Origin of the sequence: Streptomyces sp. HSW2009, from assembly GCF_040240285.1 — a bacterium.
GTDB lineage: Bacteria > Actinomycetota > Actinomycetes > Streptomycetales > Streptomycetaceae > Streptomyces.
Genome location: NZ_JBEHZD010000293.1, coordinates 1 through 9,662, shown reverse-complemented (window position 1 = coordinate 9,662; position 9,662 = coordinate 1). Strand labels below are relative to the sequence as shown.

The window sequence follows — 9,662 nt, the reverse complement described above, 5'->3', positions numbered from 1 at the left end:
GAGCACGGAGCACGGAGCACGGAGCACGGAGCACGGAGCACGGAGCACGGAGCACGGAGCACGGAGCACGGAGCGGGTGGCGCTGCCTCGCGCGCGAGGTGCGGAGTACGGGGCGCCGTGGTTGAGGCGGCCCCGTAGCCCGTTCCGGCAAGTCTGAGTGGTGACGCGGAGCCGTCGGTCTGTGCCCCGTACGGGCCCCGTGTGCGCGCCGTGACTGCCGGTGCTGGGTGGCCGGCCACGGGCCGCGGGGCAGACCATGCTGGACCGGGCGGATACCCTAGGGGGTCAACCGCCGAATCGACTTCGACAAGAAGGACTCGCGACCGCCGTGTTCGATACCCTCTCCGACCGCCTCGCAGCGACGTTCAAGAACCTCCGGGGCAAGGGGCGCCTGTCCGAGGCGGACATCGACGCCACGGCGCGCGAGATCCGTATCGCCCTCCTTGAGGCGGATGTCGCGCTCCCTGTCGTCCGGGCGTTCATCAAGCAGGTCAAGGAACGGGCGCTCGGCGCTGAGGTCTCCCAGGCGCTGAACCCCGCCCAGCAGGTCATCAAGATCGTCAACGAAGAGCTCGTCGGCATCCTCGGTGGCGAGACGCGGCGACTGCGGTTCTCCAAGACGCCGCCGACCGTGATCATGCTGGCCGGTCTCCAAGGTGCCGGTAAGACCACCCTGGCCGGAAAGCTCGGCCGTTGGCTGAAGACGCAGGGGCACACACCGCTGCTGGTCGCCTGTGACCTCCAGCGCCCCAACGCGGTGAACCAGCTCTCGGTCGTCGCCGAACGCGCTGGTGTGGCCGTCTACGCCCCCGAGCCGGGCAACGGCGTGGGCGACCCGGTGAAGGTCGCCGAGGACTCCGTCGCGTTCGCCAGGTCGAAGCAGTACGACGTGGTGATCGTCGACACCGCCGGCCGCCTCGGCATCGACCAGGAACTGATGCAGCAGGCAGCCGACATCCGTGACGCGGTGCGTCCGGACGAGGTCCTGTTCGTCGTCGACGCGATGATCGGCCAGGACGCGGTGAACACCGCGGAGGCGTTCCGCGACGGCGTCGGGTTCGACGGAGTCGTGCTCTCCAAGCTCGACGGTGACGCCCGCGGTGGTGCCGCCCTCTCGATCGCGCACGTCACTGGCCGCCAGGTCATGTTCGCGTCCAACGGCGAGAAGCTCGACGACTTCGACGCGTTCCATCCGGACCGCATGGCCTCCCGCATCCTCGGCATGGGCGACATGCTGAGCCTGATCGAGAAGGCCGAGCAGACCTTCAGCCAGGCCGAAGCCGAGAAGATGGCGGCCAAGCTGGCGAAGGGCCCCAAGGAATTCACGCTCGACGACTTCCTGGCGCAGATGGAGCAGGTCCGCAAGATGGGCTCCATCTCCAAGCTGCTCGGCATGCTCCCCGGTATGGGGCAGATCAAGGACCAGATCAACAACCTGGACGAGAAGGACGTCGACCGCACGGCCGCGATCATCAAGTCGATGACCCCGGCCGAGCGACAGGAGCCGACGATCATCAACGGCTCGCGCCGTGCCCGCATCGCGCGCGGCTCCGGTGTCGACGTCAGCGCCGTCAAGAACCTCGTCGAGCGCTTCTTCGAGGCGCGCAAGATGATGTCCAAGATGGCCCAGGGCGGCGGCATGCCGGGGATGCCAGGGATGCCGGGCATGGGCGGCGGCTCGCGGAAGAAGGGCAAGCCGCAGAAGAAGGCCAAGGGCAAGCAGCGCAGCGGCAACCCCATGAAGCGCAAGGCTGAGGAGCAGGCCGCTGCGGAGCGCCGCGCAGCGGGAGCAGGCGCGGGCGCGCAGCCGGGCGATGCGTTCGGTCTGCCGGGTGCGGGCAAGGACGCGAGTTCCTTCGAGCTCCCCAAGGAGTTCCGGGACATGCTCCCGCCCCAGCAGTAACCCCGAGCACCACAACCGAGCGCCGTGGCCCCGCACACCGATCCGGGACCACGGCGCTCGTGCATGCCGTGCCACGAACACGCCCCGTCCACCCGTCGCATGACCGGCCTGCCGCGCATGACCCTCCCGCCGGAGCACGGAGCACGGAGCACGGAGCACGGAGCACGGAGCACGGAGCACGGAGCACGGAGCACGGAGCACGTGGCGCTGCCTCGCGCGGGGGGTGGGGGGCCATTCGTCCTTGGGGCACGGGGCACGGGGCAAGCGCGCTCCACTGTGGGGGTACGGGGCCGCGGGGCGCCCGTGCCGTACACCAGAGCACGGTCCGGAGCGCATGTATCGCTGTACCACCGCACCGCGCAGCCCCGTGCGGTCTGGCCCCAGGACCGTCACGGAGCACGACGCTGGGAAGGCGCGCGGCTCGGGCACGTACCCGAGAAGGCCCCGCGGGCGGCGGCGTACGGGCCGCAGAGATCCAGTCGCCGCCCGCCTGGGCCTCGGGGCGAGAAACGGCCAGAGGCACCACTCCCGCCCGCGTGTGCGCGTACACGCGGGACGCCACATGCGTACGCGGCGATAGCGATCGATGCCGTCGCCCGATGGCCCGTGCTGCGAGGTCTTGCCCACGCGGCGTACGCGCACCGCCTCGGCCCGTCAGACCGCCATCGGCCTGACGCCGGCCCGTCCGCCCCGCCGAACATGATCCGACTCGGCCATGGTCCGGCAAGGAGGCTCCATGTTCCGCACCGGGGCCACGAACGGCGCGCCCCGCAGACCAGCCGAACGGCTCCATCCCGCGCACCGCCCCACGGCGCGACCCGTAGCCCCGTGCCGCATCCTCCTCCCGTGCCCCGTGCCCCGTGCCCCGTGCCCCGCACGCCAGCTCCACCGCTCCGTGCTCCGTGCTCCGTGCCGACAAGGATGAGCCCGCCCCGTGGCCCCTGCCCCGTCCCCGGAGACCCGGCGCGATTCACGCTCTGTGCCGGTCGCCCCGTACGATCTGCGCCATGGCAAAAGCTCCCGTTCTCACGCCCCAGGCGGACGACTTCCCGCGCTGGTACCAGGATCTGATCAACAAGGCCGAACTGGCCGACAACGGCCCCGTGCGCGGCACCATGGTCATCCGACCGTATGGGTACGGGCTCTGGGAGCGGATGCAGCGGGAGCTCGACGACCGGATCAAGGCGGCGGGCGCGGCCAACGCGTACTTCCCGCTGTTCATCCCGCAGTCGTACCTGACGCGTGAGGCCGAGCACGTCGAGGGGTTTGCGCCGGAGCTCGCCGTCGTCACGCACGGGGGCGGCAAGGAGCTCGAAGAGCCGGTCGTGGTGCGACCCACTTCCGAGACGATCATCAACGAGTACTTCTCGAAGTGGGTGCAGAGCTACCGCGACCTGCCCCTGCTGATCAACCAGTGGGCCAACGTGGTGCGCTGGGAGATGCGCCCGCGGGTGTTCCTGCGCACCTCCGAGTTCCTCTGGCAGGAGGGCCACACGGCGCACGCCACGTACGAGGACGCGCGGGAGTACGCCGCACGCATCCACCGCGACGTCTACGCCGACTTCATGGTGAACGTGCTGGGCATCGACGTGGTACTCGGCCGCAAGACCGCCAAGGAGCGGTTCGCCGGAGCGATCAACACGCTCACCCTCGAAGGCATGATGGGGGACGGCAAGGCCCTCCAGCTCGGCACCAGCCACGAGCTCGGGCAGAACTTCGCCAAGGCGTTCAACACCCAGTACCTGTCGGCCGACGGAGGCCGTGAGCTCGTCTGGCAGACCTCGTGGGGCGTCTCCACGCGCATGGTCGGTGGGCTGATCATGTCGCACGGTGACGACAGCGGCCTGCGCGTCCCGCCCCGTCTCGCCCCGGTCCAGGCCGTCGTCCTGGCGATCAAGGGCGAGGAGTCCGTCGCCGCGGTGCGCGCCCTCGGCGACAAGCTGGCCGCCGCCGGCATCCGCGTACAGGTCGACGACCGGGTCGACATCCCGTTCGGCCGCCGCGCCGTGGACTGGGAGCTCAAGGGCGTACCGGTACGGATCGAGATCGGCCCCCGCGACCTGGAGAACGGCACCGCCATGCTGGCCCGGCGCATCCCCGGCGGCAAGGAGCCGGTGCGCGCCGACACCCTGCCCGAGACGCTGCCCGGCATCCTCGAAGAGGACCAGGCGCTGCTGCTCCAGCAGTCCCGCACCCGTCGGGAGGAGCGCACTGCTGACGTGTCGACCCTCGACGAGGCCGCGGAGGCTGCCACCGCGGGTGGCTGGGCGCGCATCCCGTGGGCGAAGCTCGGCCCCGAAGGCGAAGCCAAACTGGCTGAACAGGCTGTATCCGTACGGTGTTTGATCGCCGAGGATGGTTCGGTGCCGGACGCGGACGATGCTCCCGGTACGGTCGCCATCGTCGCCCGCTCTTACTGACGCGGGCTCCCTCGGCGGGAAGCGACCGATCGGCGCACGATTCGACGTCCGGGCTCCAGCCGTGCTGCAACGGAGCACGGCTGGACGGCGTCATGGCCCAGCGCGACGGGGCACCGTTCGAGGCGCGCGGGCCGTGGCTGAAGGCGCGCGGAGCCGGCGCAGCGACTGACAGTGCCGCGGGCGCGTGGTGAGAGCGTGCGGCGGTCGTCTGAGGTGCGGACGGTGCCTGGACGCCGGGGCGTACGCACCGGTACGTACCGGCTTGACGCGCACCGTGCCGCTCCTCCGCAGATCTGCGCACCCGCCCTCGTCAGGAGGCATCAGCGTGAACCGACTGGTACGTGCAAATTATTTGGGATGCCCGGAATCGGAACACCCAGCCGCCACCGCTCGTTGTCACGACGTGAGCACGACACCACCTGTTCTCGCCGCGGAACTGGCGCTGGCGTGGGCCGACATTCAACGGCACCACCCCGAGCTGCCGGATCTCGCCGCGCCCGAATCCTTGATCGGAGAGTCGTCGTCCGCCTGTGGCCACGAGCTCTCATTCGAACGGCTGCTGCACGAGGCCGTGCACGGGATCGCCGCAGCCCGCGGCATTCGTGACACTTCGCGTGCCGGCCGCTACCACAACCGCCGATTCCTGGCGATCGCCGAGGAGTTGGGCCTCGATCACGCCGAGGAGCCACACCCGAGCAGTGGTTTCTCGCTGGTCACCCTGAACCCAGAAGCGAGAAAGCGTTACCGCCCGACCACCGAGCGGCTCCAGCGCGCACTGAAGGCACACACCGTGGCGACCGCCTCCGACACCGCCCGTAGCTTCCGTGGCCCCGCCGCGCGACACGGGTCGTCCGGTGGCGGGGTGCGTGTCAAGGCGGTGTGCGACTGCGGACGCAATGTGAGAGTCGTCCCATCGGTCCTGGCCCAGGCCCCGATCATGTGCGGTGGCTGCGGCAAGCCCTTCCGTATCCCCGAGGTGGTCGCGGTCGGCTGACCGGCAGCGGTGTGGCACAATAGCGAGCTGTACTCGACAGTCGAACAGGACCCCTCTCTCCTCCGGCTGACGCGTCCATCGGGCGCTCAAGTACCGCAACCCCACGCGGCACGCGAAGTGCTCAACCACGTCAAGACCAGGAGACACCACTCCCGTGGCAGTCAAGATCAAGCTGAAGCGCCTGGGCAAGATCCGCGCGCCTCACTACCGCATCATCGTCGCCGACTCCCGCACCCGCCGTGACGGCCGGGCCATCGAGGAGATCGGCCTGTACCACCCGGTGCAGAACCCGTCGCGTATCGAGGTCGACTCGGAGCGCGTGCAGTACTGGCTCAGCGTTGGCGCCCAGCCGACCGAGCCGGTCGCGGCCATCCTCAAGGTCACCGGTGACTGGCAGAAGTTCAAGGGCCTGCCGGCTCCGGAGCCGATGAAGGTCGCCGAGCCCAAGGCTGACAAGAGCGCGCTGTTCGAGGCCGCGGCGAAGGACGCCGGTGACGAGCCCAAGGGTGAGGCGATCACCCCGAAGGCGAAGAAGGCTGACAAGAAGTCGGACGAGGCGGCCCCGGCTGCCGAGTCCACCGAGTCCACCGAGGCCTGAGGATGCTCGAGGAAGCCCTCGAGCACCTGGTCAAGGGTATCGTCGACAACCCCGACGACGTGCAGGTCGAGTCGCGCAACCTGCGACGCGGGCGCGTCCTTGAGGTTCGGGTGCACCCCGCCGACCTCGGTAAGGTGATCGGCCGCAACGGCCGTACCGCGCGCGCCCTGCGCACCGTCGTGGGCGCCATCGGCGGCCGAGGCATCCGGGTCGACCTCGTCGACGTGGACCAGGTTCGCTGAAAAGCGAGTGAGCACCGGCACGGGCCGGGGACGGCTGACTGTCGTCCCCGGCCCGTCCCGCGTTCGCGGGCTACGGTGAGGTGGTGGCCCGTACGACCCGGCTCCCGCTCCGTGATGCTTCCTGCACGCTCCGTAGCGCGTGCGGCGTCGCAGGGCGCGCACGGGCGCACGGTGCCCTTGTGCGCACGCTCCGCGGGGCGGTGCCCGGGGCCCGTACCCGCCCTACCGCGCTGCCCCGCGCTCCGTGGCGCAGGGCGTCGGTCGGCCTCGCGCCCCCGTCCCCTCCCGTCCGATCCACCACCCCCGCGTAGCCCGCGCGGCGGCAGAGAAGGAAACGCACAGTGCAGTTGGTAGTCGCACGCGTCGGTCGCGCCCACGGCATCAAGGGCGAGGTCACGGTCGAGGTACGGACCGACGAGCCGGAGCTGAGGCTCGCGCCCGGCGCCGTACTCGCGACGGAGCCCGCATCGGCGGGGCCGCTGACGATCGAAACCGGCCGCGTCCACAGTGGCCGACTCCTGCTGCGCTTCGCGGGCGTCAGCGACCGCACGGGAGCCGAGGCGCTCCGTAACGTCCTGTTGATCGCGGAGGTCGACCCCGAGGAGGTCCCCGATGACCCCGAGGAGTTCTACGACCACCAACTGATCGACCTGGACGTGGTGACCGTCGACGGGACCCCCGTCGGCCGCATCGCCGAGATCTCCCACCTGCCGTACCAGGACCTCTTCATCGTCAGACGCCCCGACGGTAGTGAGGTGATGGTGCCGTTCGTCTCGGAGATCGTCCCCGAGATCGACCTCACGGAGCAGCGGGCCGTCATCGACCCGCCCCCTGGCCTGCTGGACGAGGGACAGGCCGAGACCGCGCGCGGTGGGGACGGCGCCTGATGCGGCTGGACGTCGTCACGATCTTCCCCGAGTACCTGGAACCGCTGAACGTCTCGCTGGTCGGCAAGGCGCGCGCCCGCGGACAACTGGACGTACGGGTCCACGACCTGCGCACGTGGACCCATGACCGGCACAACACGGTGGACGACACCCCGTACGGCGGCGGCCCCGGCATGGTCATGAAGCCCGAGCCGTGGGGCGAGGCGCTGGACGAGGTGCTCGGCTCCGGTACGGAGCAGGACGGGGCCACCCCCGCCCTGGTGGTGCCGACCCCCAGCGGGCGCCCCTTCACCCAGGCCATCGCGGTGGAGCTCTCCCAGCGCCCATGGCTGGTTTTCACTCCTGCACGGTACGAGGGGATCGACCGCCGCGTCATCGACGAGTACGGCGACCGGCTCGACGTGTACGAGGTCTCCATCGGTGACTACGTGCTCGCTGGCGGCGAGGCGGCGGTGCTGGTGATGACGGAGGCAATCGCCCGCCTGCTGCCCGGCGTCCTGGGCAACGCCGACTCGCACCGCGACGACTCCTTCGCCCCCGGCGCCATGGCTGACCTGCTGGAAGGGCCGATCTACACCAAGCCGCCCGAGTGGCGCGGCCGGACCATCCCGGACGTGCTGGTCAGCGGGCACCACGGGAAGATCGCCCGCTGGCGCCGCGATGAGGCGTTCCGGCGCACGGCCTGCAACCGGCCCGACCTGATCGAGCGGTGCGACCCCGCGACGTTGGACAAGGGCGACCGTGCGATCCTCGCCGCCCTGGGCTGGCAGCAGGGTCCCGACGGTCGATTTGGGCCACCGGCGACGGTCGTGGAAGAATAGGCCGCTGCTGTCCGCCCAGCGCGCGCCCCTGCCACAGGGGGAACGACGCTCGTCCGGTGGAGCAGCACCCCCATCAACATTTCGAATCCCGTCCATGACCTGTGGCATGGGCGAAGAAAGCAGACGGTCATGCACCTTCTCGACAACGTCGACGCCGCGTCGCTGCGCAGCGACATCCCGGCCTTCCGCCCGGGCGACACCGTCAACGTCCACGTCCGCGTCATCGAGGGCAACCGCTCCCGTGTGCAGCAGTTCAAGGGCGTCGTCATCCGCCGCCAGGGCTCCGGCGTGCGCGAGACCTTCACCGTCCGCAAGGTCAGCTTCAGCGTCGGCGTCGAGCGCACCTTCCCGGTGCACACCCCGATCGTTGAGAAGATCGAGCTCGTGACCCGCGGTGACGTCCGCCGTGCGAAGCTGTACTACCTCCGTGACCTGCGCGGCAAGGCCGCGAAGATCAAGGAGAAGCGCGACAACTGAGTCGAGCGCGTGCCAGGTGGTCACAGACTGGCCAGATAGGCTCTGGCCCGATGGACACCGACGCAGAGATTTCGGAGCGCGATCGCTCTCCCGACCCCGTAGCGGGTCCGGAGCAGCGGTCGCGCTTCGCGCGTTTCTCGTGGCTGAGCGGCGGCGGCCCATGGCGCCGGGTGGGGCTGCTCGCCGCCGTCTGCGTGACCTGCGTCGCCCTGCTGAGCGCCTTCGTCGTGCAGCCGTTCCTCATCCCCAGCACGTCGATGGAGAACACCTTCAAGGTCGGAGACCGGGTGCTGGTGAACAAGCTGGCGTACCGTTTCGGTGATGCGCCGCAGCGCGGCGACGTCGTGGTCTTCGACGGCACCGGCTCCTTCGTCGAAGAGGAACCGCCGAGCAACCCCGTCACCTCACTGCTGCGCTCCGCCTTCGCGGCGGTCGGCCTGGCCGAAGCGGCCGAGACCGACTACGTCAAACGGGTGGTGGGGATCGGCGGCGACCGCGTCACCTGCTGCGACAAGCAGGGGAGGATCAAGGTGAACGGCCAGCCGGTGGACGAGGACTACCTGTACCCCGGGGACGCCCCCTCCCAGGTGCCCTTCGACATCGTGGTGCCGGAGGGGAAGCTGTGGGTGATGGGCGACCACCGCAGCGCCTCACGGGACTCCCGTGACCGCCTCGGCGCACCGGGCGGCGGCTATGTGCCCGAGGGCAAGGTGATAGGGCGGGCCGACTGGATCGGTTGGCCGCTGAACCGGCTGCGTTCGCTGCACCGTCCTGACGTCTTCGCGCGCGTACCGGAGCCTGGCTCCGCACACGGAACGGCCCGTGGCGATGGGTGACCGCGGGCGCCCGAGCCCGGGCCACCACCCTCCGGAGCCGCCGGAGGAGGCTGCGCCTGCGTGGCCTGGGCCGGCGCCCCGTGCGGGGCACGGAGCGGTGCAGCACGGAGCGACGGGGCAGGGGACGCCGGGGCACGGAGCACGGAGCCTCGGGGCGGAGCACGGCGCGGGGCCGCTCGCCGCCGACGACGGGCGGCACCGTACGGTGCCAGGCCGACACGGTGGAACCGACCCCCGGTACGGCGGCGTCGGGCAGGGGCCGGGGGAGGCTGCCCCGAGCGCATCTGCATGGAGCGCCGGGGCCGGCGGGGCCGCGCGCCACCTCGCGACGGGTGGGGCCCCGCCGCCCCCCCCCCCCCCCCCCCCCCCCCCCCCCCCCCGGCCCCCCGCGCCCCCCCCCCCCCCCCCGCCCCCCCCCCCGCGCGGGGGCGGCGGCGCGGCCGCCCGCGCCGGCGCCCCCCCCCCACGGCTCGTGCACGGCGGG

At 71.0% G+C, this 9,662-nt stretch carries 9 protein-coding genes; all 9 read left to right on the top strand.

Annotated features, from left to right (window positions below; genetic code table 11):
• The first annotated feature begins 328 nt into the window (after positions 1-328).
• The 9 genes from ffh to lepB all read left to right on the top strand — a co-directional run bounded on the left by ffh (position 329) and on the right by lepB (position 9,178).
• Positions 329-1,903 carry a signal recognition particle protein gene (gene ffh / locus AAHZ94_RS20880; protein WP_349994504.1) on the top strand — a complete coding sequence of 525 codons (1,575 nt, stop codon included), beginning with the start codon at positions 329-331 and terminating at the stop codon, positions 1,901-1,903.
• Positions 1,904-2,910: 1,007 nt separating this feature from the next.
• Entirely contained in the window at positions 2,911-4,323 is a 1,413-nt protein-coding gene (proS, locus tag AAHZ94_RS20875) for a proline--tRNA ligase (protein WP_349994503.1), read from the top strand.
• Between the two features lie 403 nt (positions 4,324-4,726).
• A complete protein-coding gene (locus AAHZ94_RS20870; protein WP_349994505.1) occupies positions 4,727-5,317 on the top strand; it encodes a hypothetical protein in 591 nt (196 codons plus the stop codon).
• A 154-nt stretch (positions 5,318-5,471) separates the two neighbouring features.
• Complete coding sequence (rpsP, locus tag AAHZ94_RS20865; protein WP_176164355.1) at positions 5,472-5,915, top strand: 30S ribosomal protein S16; 444 nt, start codon at positions 5,472-5,474, stop codon at positions 5,913-5,915.
• Between the two features lie 2 nt (positions 5,916-5,917).
• Positions 5,918-6,157 (top strand): RNA-binding protein, encoded by a 240-nt coding sequence (locus tag AAHZ94_RS20860; protein ID WP_349994502.1) that lies wholly within the window; start codon positions 5,918-5,920, stop codon positions 6,155-6,157.
• A 341-nt stretch (positions 6,158-6,498) separates the two neighbouring features.
• Positions 6,499-7,044, top strand: a complete 546-nt coding sequence (rimM, locus tag AAHZ94_RS20855; protein WP_349994501.1) for a ribosome maturation factor RimM — start codon at positions 6,499-6,501, stop codon at positions 7,042-7,044.
• Positions 7,044-7,865, top strand: coding sequence for a tRNA (guanosine(37)-N1)-methyltransferase TrmD (trmD, locus tag AAHZ94_RS20850; protein WP_349994500.1), 822 nt, complete (start codon positions 7,044-7,046; stop codon positions 7,863-7,865). The genes rimM and trmD overlap by 1 nt, the downstream gene beginning before the upstream one ends.
• Positions 7,866-7,994: 129 nt before the next feature.
• On the top strand, positions 7,995-8,342 hold the full coding sequence (gene rplS, locus AAHZ94_RS20845; RefSeq protein ID WP_349994499.1) for a 50S ribosomal protein L19: 348 nt from the start codon (positions 7,995-7,997) through the stop codon (positions 8,340-8,342).
• 50 nt (positions 8,343-8,392) lie between these two features.
• A complete protein-coding gene (lepB, locus tag AAHZ94_RS20840; RefSeq protein WP_349994498.1) occupies positions 8,393-9,178 on the top strand; it encodes a signal peptidase I in 786 nt (261 codons plus the stop codon).
• Positions 9,179-9,662: the final 484 nt, after the last annotated feature.